Genomic DNA, 15,500 nt, shown 5'->3' with positions numbered 1-15,500 from the left:
ATAGATTTGATATTCCTTCGCTTAACCCATGTAAATTTGCTACTCCTAATACAGATTATAAGGATAAAAAAAGGAACTTGGTAGGTTGATAGACGAAAACACAATTCTTGAACTTCATAAGAAAGCACAAATGGCTTGCTTAGTAACTATGGAATACCAGTTAGGGTATGGAGTAGTATTGAGGTACTTACTTATGCTTTAATTGTTGGAATTATTTATCCTAGCACCCTGCTAACTTATCCCAGTAATACATTTAATGATATTCAAAGAAAATAGTTTTTGCTGAGCTTGTTTTTTAGCCAATTATTACTCCCATTCTTATACTTAGGCTTTGCAACGTACAAACTGACTCAATTAGATAATTTCAAAAGTTTCAATAGATTCATTGAGACTGATCCAGATTTATAGTGTTAAAAAGGAGAGGTTTAGTGCCCCCTATTGTCATTTTATCTATCCAACGAGACCGTGAACCTTACCATAAATACAACTATATTAATTTTGAGTTATAATATATTCTCACCCTACATCAACTGCTCTATTAACACCTTAACCATCCCGGTTCGGTCATATTGTTTTTGAACCGTGTAATACGACATCTCAATCTTCACTGTTTCACCATTAATAAAGGTGATTGTGGAAAGTTGTTCTCTATTTTCTACATGTTTAATAGCGTGGAAAAATAACCAAATACAATCAAACGATGTAGCAGATTGTGTAGGAAAAGAATAGATTTTTTGGGTGGGTTGTATGGGAACGGGGATTTTCTGCCTAAAGTCTAAATGATGTTGTACAGATGCTTTCCGCCCTTGATAGCTAGATCCGTGATGTAAACAATTTTCTTTGATAATATCAAATGGTTTTTCTTCACTAGTGACGGTTTGATGATATTCAAGTATGGAAGATTGATACATCACATCATACAAGGGGAAAATGGCCATTGTATCTGGTGTAATTCGATAATTACTCCTCATCTACTTCACCAGATCTTTTCTTATATGCTAAAAGTTCTCTTTCGTAATTTTCAAAAAGGGTATCTAGAGAGCAATTTAGTGCTTTCGTTATTTTAGCTATCGTAAGAAATGAGGTTTGAGGGTATTTACCACGTTCAATTTTGCCATAGTGTCTTTCATCAATCCCAGCAAGTCTGCCGACATATTCTTGCGTCCATTTTGGATCCTCTGTTTTTAAATTCTCTCGAAATTGTCTGATGCAATAACCAAGTATTTTTCCCTCAATATTATCGTGATACACCACAGTTATACCCCTCATCATCCCTTTTCATCTATTATCATGGAAATGATTTTTGGTTAACACGTGGAGTATCACGTATTGGGAAGGTAGGAGCTTAACTCTTACTTGTTCTGCAATAGCTCCTTTTTCACAGGCTATGCTTCTAATAAAACAAGAGTGATGGATTTAAATTTTTACTTAAATAGATGGGGAATGCTTCATTCTCAAAGTGCTGTTAGCTGATAACAAATAGGAGAAAACACGTCAACTCTGTGCCTTTAAACTTAGCAAAGAAAGACCGCGAATCTGTTATAAAGGAAGTGGATTAAATTTTGTCACCAACTAATTGTGACAAATATATGGCAAGTTACATGACAAAGGTAATAGGTAATTTGCTATGATTAAAAATGTAAGCGCGCTCAAAAAATTAAGGAGGGAAATTGATGAAGAAATTTTGGGGTCTACTATTTGTCATGGTCATTATGCCAACATTGATTTTAGCAGGATGTAATACGAGTTCTCCTAATAATGCAACAGGACCATCAGGTAGTCCAAGTACCGGAACGGAAGATTCAAATGGGGGAACTGATTCCGAATCGGAAACTGGGTCAGATGGTGATACACTTACTGTTGCAACAGTAAATAATCCAGATATGAAAATTATGCAGAGAATGACAGAGGAGTTTTTTGAAAAGGAGACTGGAATTAACGTAGAATTTGTTGTTTTACCTGAAAATGACCTTCGTAAAAAGGTAACAGAAGATGTGGCCCTTGGAGCAGGACTATTTGACATTGTCACAATAAGTACTTACGATACACCAATTTGGGCGGAAAATGGATGGATTGAACCATTAACTCCGATGTTCGAAAAATTAGATGCGGAGGAATTAGAGGCATATGCCATGGAAGATGTGTTCCAAGTACTAAGAGATGCACTTTCGTATGAGGATACGCAATACGCCTTACCATTCTATGGTGAAAGTAGTATGCTTTACTACAATAAAACAATCTTTGAAGAGCTTGGACTAGAAATGCCATTAGAGCCTACATGGGAAGAAATTGGAGAGCTAGCCAGGACGATCAAGGAGGGAACTGGAAAGCCTGGTATTACGTTAAGAGGTTTACCTGGTTGGGGTGAAGTAATGGCACCTTTAACAACGGTTATCAATGCGTTCGGAGGTTCTTGGTATGACATGGATTGGAATGCACAATTAAACAGTGAAAAAACGGTAGAGGCAGTTCAATTCTATGCTGACTTAATTCAAGATGCCGGACAGCCTGGAGCAATTAATACAGGGTTTACGGAAGCGCTAACATTAATGTCTACAGGAGAAACTGCTATGTGGTACGATGCGACTGTTGCAGCAGGTTTCTTAAACAACCCTGATGACTCTCAAGTTGTAGGTGAAATCGGATATGCATTTGCACCTAAAATGGAAAAAGAACAAACAGGATGGCTTTATGCATGGTCACTTGCAATAGAATCTGCGAGTAAAAACAAGGATGCTGCTTTTGAATTTATCAAATGGGCAACAAGTAAAGAGTATATTGAGTTAGTTGGTGAAAATGAAGGCTGGGTTGTTGCTCCATCAGGAACACGGACATCAACTTATGAAAATCCAAACTATCAAGAAGCGGCACCATTTGCTGAAATGGTATTAGACGCAATTGAAAGAGTAGATTACGAACAGCCAACAGTTGATCCAGTTCCGTATGAAGGGGTGCAATATGTGGTTATTCCTGAATTCCAAGAGCTAGGGACAGAAGTAAGCCAGCATATCGCATCTGCCATTGCGGGAGATGTCACAGTAGAAGAAGCAATGAATGAAGCGCAGAAGCTAGCAGAAGCAGTGGCTGAGGAAGGCGGTTATAAAGAGTAGGGCAGTATAGTAGAAGGGGATTGAAGGATCCTCTTCTTACTATCCTAAATGTAAGCTGAGGAGAGTGAATGATGAATCAAAATGAGGCTGTTCAACAAAAATTAAAACCAAGAAGGGTATCTAAGCAGAAAAGAAAAGCCCTAAATAACCCTCCAGTGAAAAGGTTATTACTACCAACGGTCATCTATCTTATCATTGCAACCCAAATTCCGTTTATTGTTACCATTTATTATAGCTTTCAAGAATGGAACCTAATGAGGCCTGATAAAGGCGTCACCTTTACTTGGTTTACAAATTTCATTAAAGCTTTAAGTACACCTTCTTTTTATGAAGTTGCAATGAACACGTTAATTTTAACGATATCGGTACTAATGATTTGTTTTGTATGCGGCTTACTACTAGCGCTATTAATGAATCGAAACTTCGTAGGCAAAGGAATTGTTAGAACCATGTTTATATCCCCGTTTTTCATCATGCCTACTGTTTCAGGTATTATTTGGAAGACGATGGTCTATAACCCAAGCTTTGGATTTTCCTCTTATTTCGCTGATTTATTTGGAGTAGAACCATTTGATTGGTTTACGCAAAATCCATTGATGGCAGTTATTTTTATTATTTCATGGATGTGGATTCCGTTTTTTATGCTGATACTGCTTGCAGGTTTGCAGTCATTACCGATCGAATTAATCGAAGCGGCACAATTAGATGGAGCAAATCGGTTGCAACAATTTTTTAATGTAACGATCCCACATCTTGTACGATATATCGAAGTAGTAGTTTTACTTGGATTAATGTTTATCCTACAAGTATTTGGTGAAATTTATGTAACCACTTCCGGTGGTCCAGGATTTGCATCTACGAACCTATCCTTCTTAGTGTACCGTACAGGCTTCCAAAGTTGGGATGTTGGTGGAGCTTCAGCAATTGGGGTAATTACCGTTATTTTAACCATCGTTATGATGATGTTAATGTTTAAAGTCTTACGACGAATGTTTAAGGAGGAACAAGCATGAAAAAACTTACGTCAGGTGGATTGACTTTTCTTACCTACCTCTTCGCGTTCTTGTTCTTCTTTCCGATATTATGGGTTCTCATTACAGGGTTTAAAAGTGAAGGAGAAGCAGTCATTATCCCACCAACTATTGCTTTTAAACCAACATTAGAAAACTATCAGGTGATTTTGGATTTAGGTGTAGTTGGTTATTTCTTAAACTCGGTCACTGCTACTTTAGTATCCACATTGATTGCCTTATTAATTGGTGTGCCAGCAGCATATGCCCTGACCATGTATCGTGTAAAAAAGAGAGACGATATTTTGTTCTGGATTATCTCTACTCGTTTTTTGCCTATAGCGGGTGTAATTATCCCACTATATCTCATTTTTAAAAATATGAATTTATTAGATTCTTTGACAGGTTTAATTATTCTATATGCTGGGATGAATATTCCTTTAATTATCTGGATGATGCGTTCTTTCTTTAATGATGTATCCTATGAAATTATCGAAGCAGCTCAAATTGATGGTGCTACAGGAGCTCAAAGTTTTTTTCAGATTGTTTTACCATTAGTAAGACCAGGGCTTGTTTCTACTGCGCTATTATCCATGGTATTTGCGTGGAATGAGTTTTTCTTCGCAGTTACCTTGAGTTACCATAAAGCAGCTACATTGCCTGTATATATGGCATCTTTCATGACACAAGAAGGATTATTCTGGGCAAGTATGTCAGCAGCAGCTACTATTGCCATTCTACCTGTTTTAATTTTAGGTTGGTTGACACAGAAACAACTTGTTAGAGGGTTAACGATGGGTGCGGTAAAAGGATAAAAGTATTAACATAAAAATGGAGGTAATCGTTATGAAAGCATTAGTTATTGAAAAACCAAATCATGTCGTCATTAAGGAGGTTCCATATCCTAAACCAGGGCCAAATGATGTGACCATCCGTGTGAAAAACGTAGGGATTTGCGGAACAGATATCCATATATTTTTAGGTGAGTTTATTTCACCATATCCTATTATTCCGGGGCATGAGTTCTCAGGTGTAGTGGAGGAAGTGGGGGCAAATGTAACAGAATATCAAGTAGGTGATCGAGTAACGGCAGATCCTTCCTTATTTTGTGGTCATTGTGAATTTTGTTTAACGAATAGGGGTAATCAGTGTGAGAATTGGGGAGCGCTTGGGAATACAATTGATGGTAGTATGGCGGAATTTGTAAAGGTTCCAAGTAGCAATGTAGTCCGAATTCCTGATACTATGACATTCGCGGAAGCTGCCTTTATTGAACCAATGGCTTGTGTCGTCCATGGTATGAATCGATTACAGCTTCAAGTCGGTGATCGGGTGCTAATGTTTGGTGCAGGGGCAATGGGACAACAACTTATTCAATCCGTGAAAATGGCCGGAGCATCCGAGTTAGTAGTGGTTGATATTTCTCCAGATAAACTGGAAATGGCTCTAAAATGGGGAGCTACCAAGGTGGTTACAAGTGATAAAGTAAATGACGAATTATCAGATGAGTATTATCCGAATGGATTTGATGTCGTCATTGATGCTACTGGTATTCCTAAAGTAATTGAACAAGCATTCGGATTCTTAGGCAAAACGGCTAAATACTTGCAATTCGGCGTGACACCAATAGGGTCAACTGTACCACTAGACCCTTTTCGTTTATATAATAAAGATTGGACATTAATTGGTTCCATGGCTATTAATCATACCTTTTATCCAGCTTTTCATTGGGTTAAGGAAGGTCGAATACAATTAAACCATTTAATCTCAAAGGAAATTTCGCTAGAAGAAACAGTAGATTATTTGAAGGGACCAAGAGATCCGAACAATCTTAAAGTTCAAATCAAAATATAATATTTAAAAAATGCGCATTCGCTCATTCTTTAGCTAATGAGTTCATTTCTCTTATACTATAGACTATTGCATTGTAATTTTATATTCACTGTAAACGTACGAAAAGCCACAATATTTCTGTGGCTTTTCATCATATTATTCTCTAAAAAGGCGTTTAGGAGGGCTTCAAATGCAGCAATCGATGATGCTTAATTCTAGACAACGAGAGTTGTTGAGAGTGTTATTAAGTATGGATAAACCCATTTCCTATAAAGAATTATCCGAAATCTTTAAGTTAAGCATACGAACGATTCAAAGAGAAATGAAAGCGTTACATTCCTATTTCGATGCTTATAATTTGAAACTAGTCAAAAGAATGGGAAAAGGAATTGAATTAAATGGAGAGTTACAAGATAAACAAAGGTTAAATCAAGCATTAGAACAGGTGAAAATTTTAAACGCCTACTCACAAAGTGAACGTCAAGAAGGAATTATTTATGATTTATTGCTTGCGAAAGAACCTATTAAACAATATACGTTAAGTAAGAAATATGATGTAGCGGAATTAACGATTAGTAATGATCTGGAGAAAATAAGCAAATGGTTAGAAAAGGATACGGTAGAAATAGTAAAAACTCCAGGAATTGGAGTGTACATAAACGGAACGGAACAACAACGCAGAACAATCTTATCTCGTTTGCTTCATCGAGATATTACCTTTGAGGATTGGATAGAACTATTTCAAGGGAAAAAAGGGGAAGATAGATTGAATGGGAAGTTAGGGTTAGTCATTCGTAATCGCTTATTAAAATTTGTTCAGACTGACAAAATTCTAGATATTGACCGTGTTTTACAAAACGCACTTCTTGAACATCCTCATATCGTTCTAACAGATCGAAATTATGTTAACCTTATTGTCCATGTTATTCTTGCATTGGAGAGAATCCAAAGTGGTGAAGTGATAGAGGAGGACACTACCATAGCAAGTGATGACTGGCATGATCCAGAGATATATTCATTAGCAGTATTAATAGTAGAAGGATTAGAAAAATTGACATCTCTAAGGATTCCAAGAATAGAGATAAACTATATTGCGCTTCATTTAGCAGGAACGAGAATCGATTATCAGAAGAAGCCGTTTGAAGATGATAATCAAGAGTTTACATGGATTGAACTAACTAAAAGTTTTATACGTGCGATAGAACATCATCTAGATGAAAGTCTAATAGAAGATAAGATTCTATTTGAGGGGTTACTCTCACATTTTGCACCTGCATTTAACCGGTTAAAGCATGGGCTTCAAATTCATAATCCAATGCAAGATAAAATAATGGAGATGTATCCCGAAATATATCAAGCTTGTCAGAAGGCATGTGAATTATTAGCTAAAAAAACAGGTTATAATATCCCAGAAGAAGAAGTAGGTTATTTAGCCATGCATATCGGAGCATCCCAACTGAGAAAACATGAGCAAATCAGGCAATCCTATCGATGTATTGTTGTTTGTACAAGTGGTGTAGGGTCCTCTACGTATTTAGCAACAAGAATTCGAACAGAAATGCCTAATCTTAGTGTAGAAGCGGTATTATCATTAAAAGAACTTGAAGAGTGGTTAGAGAAGGATGAAAATTTTGATATTGTCATTTCGACTGTAAATGTTCCTTTTTTACAAGAGGAAAAAATCGTGATTGTTACCCCTTTTTTAAAGAAAGAGGATATTAAAGATATTGAACATGCACTAATAGAAATTGACAAGCATCAATTGGTTTTGAAAAGTGAAGAACAGACCTCACGGCAACCTTCACCAATACTTCCATTAGCGAAGTATGGCGAAGCACTACTCCAAATCTTAAAGAACTTTGTTATGTTTCAAGAAGTGAGATTAATGGAAAAAATGATCGATCAAATGGCTAGCTTATTAGTAAGTCATCAGGTTGTACGCGATATTAAAAAAATAGCAGTTGATTTAGAAAAAAGAGAAGAACAAGGTGGCTTCGTGCTAGGAAACCTGGCCATGATGCACGCTAAAACGGAAGGGGTTAATGAAATAATTGTCGCGATTTATCGCACGGAAGAACCAATATTATGGGAAAACGATAACGAAGAATTGTGTAGGATAAACGTAATATTAATGTTAGCTGTACCTGTTGAGGCGCCAAAGGAACATAAGGAGATGATAAGCGAAATTACGGCAATGTTAGTGGATGATCAGTTTGTTAACACCATTATGAATGGATCGCAAGAATCAGTGGGACATTCACTGAAGGATATTTTATTAACTGCCTATGAATTAAAAATAACTGCATCTATAAAGGAGTTACAAAGACAATGAAGAAATTAGCACAAATATTGAGTGCTATGGTATACCAAAACATTGTTATTATTATAGTTGTTGGAGTAATTCGTGAGTTATTTGGAAATTATGGCTGGTGGTATAATCAAGAAATATTGAATATCGTAAATCCTGCTTACCACATTTTATTACCAATATTAATAAGTCACACTGGCGGGCGAATTATTGGTGGTCAAAGAGGAGCTGTGGTTGCCTCCATTGTTACATTTGGTTTGACTCTTTCCAGTACAGTTCCAGCGATAATGGGGGCAATGATAATTGGTCCACTAACTGGTTGGATTATAAAAAAGTTAGATCAAATGATTAAGAAAAAGCTCCCTGGTGTTGGATATGAACTGCTTATCAGTAATGTCTTGGCATCAGTAGTTGCCATTGCCCTTACTTTAATTAGTTATCATTATATTGGCGAGATCTTATCTGTTGGAGTGGAACGAACAACTGACATATTAGCATCTATTATTAATTCTCATTGGCTTCCTTTAGCTGCAGTTATTATAGAGCCAGCTAAGGTAGTATTTTTAAATAATATTATAAATTTCGGTTTCCTATCACCTCTAGGCATACAACAAGCTAATGAGCTAGGTAAGTCTATTTTATTCTTGTTAGAGGCGAATCCTGGACCAGGGTTAGGGGTTCTCCTTGCTTATTGGATGAAAACAAAGGGGGAGCAAAGGAAGGGAGCGAAATTAGCTACATATATCCACTTTTTAGGTGGTATACATGAAGTTTATTTTCCTTACGTATTGAAGAATCCTCGACTAATTATTTCGCTAGCCTTAGGTGGAATGGCTGGAATCTATGTTTTTCAATGGTTTAAAGTAGGGCTTGTTGCTGTATCCTCTCCTGGAAGTATTTTTCTATTTGTCGGGTTAGCTCCTAGAAGTGATATGCTTTATGTCGTATTAGCAGTTTTAATTTCTGCACTTATTTCTTTTGGTTTAAGTTTAATTCTAATAAAAAGCGTATCTAACTCACCTACTGTTTCCGAAAATGAGAATACAATTATTGAATTCTACCAAATAGATAAAGAAGATGTATTAAACGAGACTAAGCAAAATGAAGACATTCATTCGATTAAATCAGTGGAAGGCAGGAACCCCTTTAATGACAAAAAGATAAAAACTATTTATTTCGTTTGTGAAGCAGGTATTGGATCCAGTGCCATGGGGGCTTCCATGCTAAGAAAAAAACTAGAACAAACTAGTCATCACATTACTGTTGAGAATGCCTCGATTGACGAAATTCCTGCGTATGCAGATTTAGTTATTTGTCATCAAAAGCTGTTACAAACTGTTCAAAAGGAGTTTCCTAAAAAGTCGATCTATCCACTGCCTACTTTTACTGACATGAAGGAATATGATTATCTAGTTAATAAGTTGATAGGGACATAGGGACAGGTCCCTTGTCCCTTTTTCGTTGAGATATTTTCTCCATATAATTATAACTTAAGCTAAAATCATTTGGAATAAAAGCAGAAGGCGGTTATTAGCTGAGTAAGACATCAAAAGTAATCCTGTTTATAAAACCCCCTTAATCAATCGAGCCAACCCAACCAATCCTTCCTCTAACTCCCCCAATGAAGCATAAGAATACGACAACCGAAGATGCTTATAGTCACTCTTATCATACACAATCCCTGGATTTAATAAGATATGCTCTTTCAGTGCTAGTCCAAACAGCTTCTTCGTGGAAATATCTATTTCTAGCTTGAGCCATATATAAAAGCCACCTTCTGGAATACTCCAAGTAGCGATCTCCGAAAAATACGCTTTTAAAAGTTGAATGGTAAAATCCCTTCTATACATTAATTCTGCTTTTATTTCTTTTAGGTAATCCGTGTATAATCCACTAGAAAGCCACTTCTCTACAGCATATTGGGATAAGGAACTGGAGCCATAATCTGTTTGCATTTTGATATCAGCTAAGCGATCTATCACAGGTTCAGGTCCTACAATCCACCCTACTCGTAGACCGGGACTTAGTGTCTTTGATACGCTACCAATATATAAAACATTTCCTTGTGTATCATCTGCTTTTAAAGGCTTTGGTGGAGGGTTTTCAAACCATAAGTCACCATAAACATCATCCTCAATAATAGGCAAAGATATATTTTGGCAGACCTTTAAGAGATTCGCGCGCCTTTCTTCCGTCATTAGGGTACCTGTTGGATTGTGGAAGTTAGGAATGGTGTACAGTAAAGCAGCGTGATGTTGTCGCTTTAATCGTTCAATTTCCTTTATTTTGATCCCTTCTTGATCCATTGGTACGCCAAATAAATGCATTCCGGCAGATTGGAAAACATGAACAGAGTTTAAATAGGACGGTGTTTCATGAAGGATGGTGGAGCCCCTTTCTAATAGTCCCATAGAAATTAATTGGAGTGCTTGGAGTCCTCCAGATACAATTAAAATCGATTCCGGAGATGCTAAGACTCCTTTTGTTTTCAAATATTCACTAATCGTATTACGAAGAGATAATAGCCCTTTTGGTTCCACATATCCAAGTGATAGGTTCTCATGACCTGTTCGTAATATCTCCCTCATTTTATCATTGGGTAATAAGCTTGGAGACAGTTCGCCAGTTCCTAGTCTAATGAACGATGGATCTGCTTCTGCTCGATTAATTTCTTGGATAATATCGATATTTGGCTTATAGATGCCGGAAGAAACATAGCTTTTCCAATCAGGAGGAGGTGTTGAAGTAAGTAAGCTCCACGTATTATTGATAACCCTCGTTCCATCCCCTACTTTGGTTTCTAATAAACCGTCTGCAATCAAACCTTCTAGAGCATACACGACAGTGCTCCGATTTACCTGGAATTGTTTCGCCATTTCCCTTTGGGTGGGGATTTTCGTTCCTACGGTCCATTCCCCATGCATTATTTTCTGCTTTAAGTAATGATAAATTTGTAAATGTAGTGGCTCGGAAGAATCTTTTAGTGGCTTCCATTGCATTTCATTCATAAGGGACCCCTCTATCTTATTTGTACTTTCTTTCTATACTATCAAATTGGTTGGGTCAATTACCATCCAATTGGTTGAAGACATCTTAATACATAGGAAGTATGCTAGAAGAAAAGTTGGGGGATGAAAAAATGCAGGCACTTATTCATGGAATCATTTTGGCTTTTGGGCTCATCTTACCATTAGGAGTCCAAAATGTATTTATTTTTAACCAAGGGGCAACACATAAGAAATTCATAGATGCTTTTCCTGCTATCATTACGGCGGGGATTTGTGATACCATCCTTATCTTTCTGGCTGTAAGAGGGATATCAGTCGTGGTATTTAATGTGGAGTGGCTATCTACTTTATTATTTTTAGTTGGATGTCTCTTTTTAATCTATATGGGATTTGTGATGTGGAGAAGTAGTCCAGAAGCAACGAACACGGAAGAGCAACACCCTTTTTCTAAAAAGCGACAGGTTACTTTTGCTGCTTCGGTATCTATATTTAATCCACATGCTATTCTAGACACGGTCGGTGTGATTGGGACTAGCTCTCTCGCTTACACAGGTCATGAAAAGCTACTCTTTACAGTTGCATGTATAGTCGTTTCTTGGATTTGGTTTTTCCTATTAGCAATTTTAGGTAGCAAGATTGGGAAGCTTGGAAACAGTGGAATGCTGTTAAAGCGAGTGAATCAAATTTCAGCAATGATTATTTGGGGGATGGCTGTCTATTTAGCGTATAATTTTTATTTGTTTTTTGATTAATTTTTATTCGAAATATAGTTCGTTCTCTATAGATTTAATAACTTCTTAGAATATCCCGAAGAGCAGTCACAAAGTTGTACTTTTTGAAACGCTCCTCTAGTTGTTTCATCCATTGGATAAAATGGGTTTTTATAAGAAAAAGGATGGAGACACCCCCATCCCTTTCATTTGTCTTCATTAAAATAAGAACTACCTTTAAATTTGATACCCAGAACTGCACCACAAGTAAAGGAGATTCGGAAAAAGTATCTGAAAATTTCGAAATAACATTGCTTTTTCCTCCTATACTATATTATTATAATACTACTTTTCAAATAAAGGGAGGGTTCAGCGGTGGTTACTTTTATAGCATCTATTGTATTGTTAATTGTTGGCTACATTGTTTACGGGAAGGTGGTTGAACGAATTTTTGGCATTAATGACCAGAATGCAACACCTGCCTATACAAACAACGATGGTCTTGATTATATGCCAATGAGTTGGTGGAAAGCGAGTTTGATTCAGCTATTAAATATCGCTGGAACCGGCCCGATATTTGGTGCAATAATGGGCGCACTATATGGTCCAGTCGCATTTATATGGATTGTTATTGGTTGTATTTTTGCTGGGACGGTACATGATTACTTTTCAGGGATGATATCGCTTAGGCATAATGGAGCTCAATTTCCGACACTTGTCGGTAAATATTTGGGCGGTAAAATGAAATTCTTTACGACGATTGTTTCAATTATTTTAATGGTGTTGGTAGCAGCAGCTTTTACGGCAGCGCCTGCCCAGTTATTAACACAAATAACACCACTTAACACGACGACTTGGTTGGTGATCATTTTCGCGTATCTTATACTTGCGGCGATTCTACCAATTAATAAAATAATCGGAAGAGTCTATCCTATATTTGGAGCTATCTTAATTTTTATGGCTGTATCAATCGGTATTGGAATGTTCTTCTTTTTTGATCATCCCATTCCAAATTTAACATTAAGCAATTTACACCCTGGGGAAATGCCTATTTGGCCATTGTTAATGGTAACCATATCTTGTGGAGCGATTTCTGGATTTCATAGTACACAAAGTCCAATTTTAGCTCGAACTTTAAGAAAAGAAAGTGAAGGTAGAAAAGTATTTTATGGAGCAATGATTGGTGAAGGCATTATTGCTATGGTTTGGGCAGCAGCAGGGATGACCTTTTTTGGTAGTACGGGTGCATTACAATCAGCACTTACAGCAGGAGGTCCAGCGGGAGTGGTTAATGAAATCAGTATAATCACGTTAGGTGCATTTGGCGGATTCATCGCCATTTTAGGTATTGTTGTTCTCCCAATTACCACGGGTGATACGGCATTACGTTCTTCCAGAATGATGTTGGCGGAAATGTTAACCCAACTGACGAATAAAGATTTTAATGGGAAAAAGAAATTAGCTTTACTTACCATACCTGTGACTGGTGCAACACTATATCTAATGACGATTGATTATAGCTTCCTCTGGCGTTATGTTGGGGGCTCGAATCAGATTGTTGCTGCGGTGATGTTGTGGACAGCAACCATGTATTTAGTAAAAAATAACAAGTTTCATTGGATCTGCAGTATTCCCGCTTTGTTCATGACAGCGGTAGTAAGTACGTATTTCTTCTATGCACCAGAAGGCTTTAACCTAGACTATGGTATTTCTCTGGTTTTAGGAATGGTTATTTGGTTGGCTGTACTTGCTTGGTTTGTATCGCAACTTATTAAACATAAAAGAGCTAGCAATCGTGAAGATTCGCAGTTAAGAATAGGATAGTGAGGAGGATTGCTAACCTCATGTAGAAAAACGCTATGTTGAAAAAGAGGGAATATTTGAGGATGGCCGTCAAAATAAAGTAATAACAGCTTCTACAGAGGAAGCTACCATGAAATCGACCGAGCAAAATTTAAATCGTCTTAACACAGGTCATTTAGATATGGTCTTCGTTCATGATGTTTCCCTTGATCCCCATAGAGATGAATGGATTACAAAATTTGATGAAGTTTGAAATGGCGCCTTTCGTATCTTAAGCCCCCTTCGTGAAGAGGGGGTGATCAAATCATGGGAGTTGGGGTCAATACAACCGAACCTATGGAACTAGTGATGGATCTGGAAGAAGCTCAGCTTAATGTCGGCTTATCTGCCACTCAATCCACGCTTTTACAGCATGAGCATGCCTTAGAGCGCATGCTGCCAAAAGCTGAGGAAAAAGGTGTAGGAAGTCCATTTTCTAGGCTGTCTTCTACTATTTTCGCTTCGGTTAATCATTCATTTGATTTTGCAAAGCTATGGTCGCACGATTATTTTCTCTTGCAGTCGTTTTCCTTGTTAAAGAAAAAACAGCACACCCTAAAGATACGATGATAAGAACCCCACCTAACCAAGACGTATGAGCTACAGTACCAGTTTGACTTAACACAATACCCCCAAAACCTGATCCAATCGAAATACCTACTTGCAAGGCTGAATTATTAAAGCTTTGTTGAATATCCGATGTAGCAGGATCAGTTTGAATCAAATAGCTTTGTTGTGGAGGAGCTAAACTCCAGCTTAACGCAGCCCAAATCATCATAATTGGTATAAATACAATAAGCGAAAAAGTAGTGAATGGTAAGAGGAATAACACGACAGCAAAAGAAAAAATAACGACAATGATACTTTTTTGAGCTCCCATCGAATCGGAAAGAGCCCCTCCGAATGCTCCACCACTTACCGCTGCAATTCCAAATAATAGATAACAGATACTGATCCAACTTGAATTTAGCTGAAGTTCCGTTTCTAAAAATGGAGTGAAGTACGCATAAAGTGTGTAATGTCCTGCTAGCATAAACATCGTCGCAAGATGTGCACTACCTATTTTAAAACTACTTACTGCTTTTAATTGCTGTGAAAGTGGAACGGTGTTTTCTCCAGATAATCGCTCCAAAAAGATCGAAATCAGTACAAAGGAACCGATAGATAAAATAGCTATCCCGAGAAAAATAACACGCCAACCAAATTTATCGGAAATCAGAATTCCCAGTGGCACGCCCATGACAAGCGAGGAACTAATGCCCATATAAATGAGGCCTAGAGCCTTTGCTCGGTGTGCTGGTGAAACAACTTTTGCAGCTATCGTTAAGGACAGTACCACGATAAGTGCTGTACTCATTGCGGTGATAATTCTTGCAATCATCATAAAGGTAAAATTCGGACTGAAATAGGTCATGATATTACCAATGAAGAAAACAGATAGAGATAGGAGATATAATTTCTTTCGCTCCATTTTGCTAGTTAAGACTAATAGCACAGGACCGGATACAGCATAAATAAGTGCAAAAATCGTGATGAGTTGTCCTGCTGAGCTTAAGGAGATATTTAAATCATCTGCAATAGTTGGAAGGATGCCACCAATAATTAATTCAACTAGTCCAACTGCAACAGTGGATAATGCTAGTATAAAAACTTTCACATTCATATTTTGTTTTACGTCC

The 15,500-nt window shown here is 37.3% G+C and carries 13 protein-coding genes; 9 read left to right on the top strand and 4 right to left on the bottom strand.

The window, feature by feature from the left end; genetic code table 11:
* Positions 1 to 521: 521 nt before the first annotated feature.
* Both ACZ5R4_RS12620 and ACZ5R4_RS12615 read right to left on the bottom strand, forming a co-directional pair.
* Positions 522 to 971, bottom strand: a complete 450-nt coding sequence (locus tag ACZ5R4_RS12620) for a competence protein ComK (RefSeq protein WP_464367422.1) — start codon at positions 969 to 971, stop codon at positions 522 to 524.
* Positions 961 to 1,251 (bottom strand): helix-turn-helix transcriptional regulator, encoded by a 291-nt coding sequence (locus ACZ5R4_RS12615; RefSeq protein ID WP_464367421.1) that lies wholly within the window; start codon positions 1,249 to 1,251, stop codon positions 961 to 963. The genes ACZ5R4_RS12620 and ACZ5R4_RS12615 overlap by 11 nt, the downstream gene beginning before the upstream one ends.
* A gap of 422 nt (positions 1,252 to 1,673) precedes the next feature.
* Between ACZ5R4_RS12615 and ACZ5R4_RS12610 the strand changes: the two genes are divergently transcribed.
* The 6 genes from ACZ5R4_RS12610 (at position 1,674) to ACZ5R4_RS12585 (ending at position 9,697) form a co-directional block, all read left to right on the top strand.
* Positions 1,674 to 3,110, top strand: a complete 1,437-nt coding sequence (locus ACZ5R4_RS12610) for an ABC transporter substrate-binding protein (protein WP_464367420.1) — start codon at positions 1,674 to 1,676, stop codon at positions 3,108 to 3,110.
* A 71-nt stretch (positions 3,111 to 3,181) separates the two neighbouring features.
* Positions 3,182 to 4,123, top strand: coding sequence for a carbohydrate ABC transporter permease (locus ACZ5R4_RS12605; protein WP_464367419.1), 942 nt, complete (start codon positions 3,182 to 3,184; stop codon positions 4,121 to 4,123).
* The gene (locus ACZ5R4_RS12600; protein WP_054861316.1) at positions 4,120 to 4,935 is read left to right on the top strand and encodes an ABC transporter permease subunit; all 816 of its coding nucleotides are present in this window, start codon (positions 4,120 to 4,122) and stop codon (positions 4,933 to 4,935) included. The genes ACZ5R4_RS12605 and ACZ5R4_RS12600 overlap by 4 nt, the downstream gene beginning before the upstream one ends.
* A gap of 31 nt (positions 4,936 to 4,966) precedes the next feature.
* Positions 4,967 to 5,974 (top strand): zinc-dependent alcohol dehydrogenase family protein, encoded by a 1,008-nt coding sequence (locus tag ACZ5R4_RS12595; protein WP_464367418.1) that lies wholly within the window; start codon positions 4,967 to 4,969, stop codon positions 5,972 to 5,974.
* A gap of 169 nt (positions 5,975 to 6,143) precedes the next feature.
* Complete coding sequence (locus tag ACZ5R4_RS12590) at positions 6,144 to 8,285, top strand: BglG family transcription antiterminator (protein WP_464367417.1); 2,142 nt, start codon at positions 6,144 to 6,146, stop codon at positions 8,283 to 8,285.
* A complete protein-coding gene (locus tag ACZ5R4_RS12585) occupies positions 8,282 to 9,697 on the top strand; it encodes a PTS transporter subunit EIIC (protein WP_464367416.1) in 1,416 nt (471 codons plus the stop codon). Before ACZ5R4_RS12590 ends, ACZ5R4_RS12585 begins: the two co-directional genes overlap by 4 nt.
* A gap of 126 nt (positions 9,698 to 9,823) precedes the next feature.
* Here the strand turns inward: ACZ5R4_RS12585 and ACZ5R4_RS12580 are convergent, their stop codons facing one another.
* Positions 9,824 to 11,269 carry an aminotransferase-like domain-containing protein gene (locus ACZ5R4_RS12580; protein ID WP_464367415.1) on the bottom strand — a complete coding sequence of 482 codons (1,446 nt, stop codon included), beginning with the start codon at positions 11,267 to 11,269 and terminating at the stop codon, positions 9,824 to 9,826.
* A gap of 131 nt (positions 11,270 to 11,400) precedes the next feature.
* On the opposite strand from ACZ5R4_RS12580, the gene ACZ5R4_RS12575 reads away from it, so the two are divergent.
* The 3 genes from ACZ5R4_RS12575 to ACZ5R4_RS12565 all read left to right on the top strand — a co-directional run bounded on the left by ACZ5R4_RS12575 (position 11,401) and on the right by ACZ5R4_RS12565 (position 14,035).
* A complete protein-coding gene (locus ACZ5R4_RS12575) occupies positions 11,401 to 12,021 on the top strand; it encodes a LysE/ArgO family amino acid transporter (RefSeq protein WP_464368491.1) in 621 nt (206 codons plus the stop codon).
* A gap of 333 nt (positions 12,022 to 12,354) precedes the next feature.
* Complete coding sequence (locus ACZ5R4_RS12570; protein ID WP_464367414.1) at positions 12,355 to 13,803, top strand: carbon starvation CstA family protein; 1,449 nt, start codon at positions 12,355 to 12,357, stop codon at positions 13,801 to 13,803.
* 109 nt (positions 13,804 to 13,912) lie between these two features.
* On the top strand, positions 13,913 to 14,035 hold the full coding sequence (locus tag ACZ5R4_RS12565; protein WP_464367413.1) for a hypothetical protein: 123 nt from the start codon (positions 13,913 to 13,915) through the stop codon (positions 14,033 to 14,035).
* Between the two features lie 252 nt (positions 14,036 to 14,287).
* On the opposite strand, the gene ACZ5R4_RS12560 is transcribed toward ACZ5R4_RS12565, so the two are convergent.
* A complete protein-coding gene (locus ACZ5R4_RS12560) occupies positions 14,288 to 15,484 on the bottom strand; it encodes an MFS transporter (RefSeq protein WP_464367412.1) in 1,197 nt (398 codons plus the stop codon).
* Between the last annotated feature and the right edge of the window lie 16 nt (positions 15,485 to 15,500).

This window comes from Gracilibacillus sp. JCM 18860 (assembly GCF_055395245.1).
This window is presented reverse-complemented; position numbering and strand designations above follow the sequence as displayed.

Excerpts from the sequence above, each read along its gene's own strand:
- ACZ5R4_RS12590 (WP_464367417.1), top strand. The coding sequence starts at position 6,144 with ATGCAGCAATCGATGATGCTTAATTCTAGACAACGAGAGTTGTTGAGA.
- ACZ5R4_RS12620 (WP_464367422.1), bottom strand. The coding sequence starts at position 971 with ATGAGGAGTAATTATCGAATTACACCAGATACAATGGCCATTTTCCCC.
- ACZ5R4_RS12610 (WP_464367420.1), top strand. The coding sequence starts at position 1,674 with ATGAAGAAATTTTGGGGTCTACTATTTGTCATGGTCATTATGCCAACA.
- ACZ5R4_RS12565 (WP_464367413.1), top strand. The coding sequence starts at position 13,913 with ATGAAATCGACCGAGCAAAATTTAAATCGTCTTAACACAGGTCATTTA.
- ACZ5R4_RS12585 (WP_464367416.1), top strand. The coding sequence starts at position 8,282 with ATGAAGAAATTAGCACAAATATTGAGTGCTATGGTATACCAAAACATT.
- ACZ5R4_RS12605 (WP_464367419.1), top strand. The coding sequence starts at position 3,182 with ATGAATCAAAATGAGGCTGTTCAACAAAAATTAAAACCAAGAAGGGTA.
- ACZ5R4_RS12575 (WP_464368491.1), top strand. The coding sequence starts at position 11,401 with ATGCAGGCACTTATTCATGGAATCATTTTGGCTTTTGGGCTCATCTTA.
- ACZ5R4_RS12595 (WP_464367418.1), top strand. The coding sequence starts at position 4,967 with ATGAAAGCATTAGTTATTGAAAAACCAAATCATGTCGTCATTAAGGAG.
- ACZ5R4_RS12600 (WP_054861316.1), top strand. The coding sequence starts at position 4,120 with ATGAAAAAACTTACGTCAGGTGGATTGACTTTTCTTACCTACCTCTTC.
- ACZ5R4_RS12560 (WP_464367412.1), bottom strand. The coding sequence starts at position 15,484 with ATGAATGTGAAAGTTTTTATACTAGCATTATCCACTGTTGCAGTTGGA.
- ACZ5R4_RS12580 (WP_464367415.1), bottom strand. The coding sequence starts at position 11,269 with ATGAATGAAATGCAATGGAAGCCACTAAAAGATTCTTCCGAGCCACTA.